1 protein-coding gene is annotated in these 255 nt (G+C 60.4%); it reads right to left on the reverse strand.

Annotation, left to right across the window (positions count from 1 at the left end; genetic code table 11):
* Positions 1-240: CobW family GTP-binding protein (locus MRBLMC3_RS22175; RefSeq protein ID WP_363739294.1), on the reverse strand; the 240-nt coding region annotated here is incomplete at its 3' end.
* Positions 241-255 lie beyond the last annotated feature (15 nt).

Here is a 255-nt window from a genome sequence, read left to right on the forward strand (position 1 = left end):
GATGAGGTCGCCAAAGACCGTGCAGCACAGGCAGCCATTTTCCAGCACCATGATCGTATCGTCGCTCGCCGTGGTGAGGGCGTGATCGATCCCGATCTCTCCAAACTCGTTTATGATCACGGCGGTGCGCGTCATCGCCGGATCGCGCAGGGCGCGATTGAGCAATGTGGTCTTTCCGCTGCCGAGAAAGCCGGTCAGCACTGTGACCGGCGTCCTCATATCCTGTTTGGGAGTCAGCATGCGCGCGCTCAGGCA

The organism is Sphingobium sp. LMC3-1-1.1 (genome assembly GCF_040676285.1).
Taxonomy (GTDB): domain Bacteria; phylum Pseudomonadota; class Alphaproteobacteria; order Sphingomonadales; family Sphingomonadaceae; genus Sphingobium.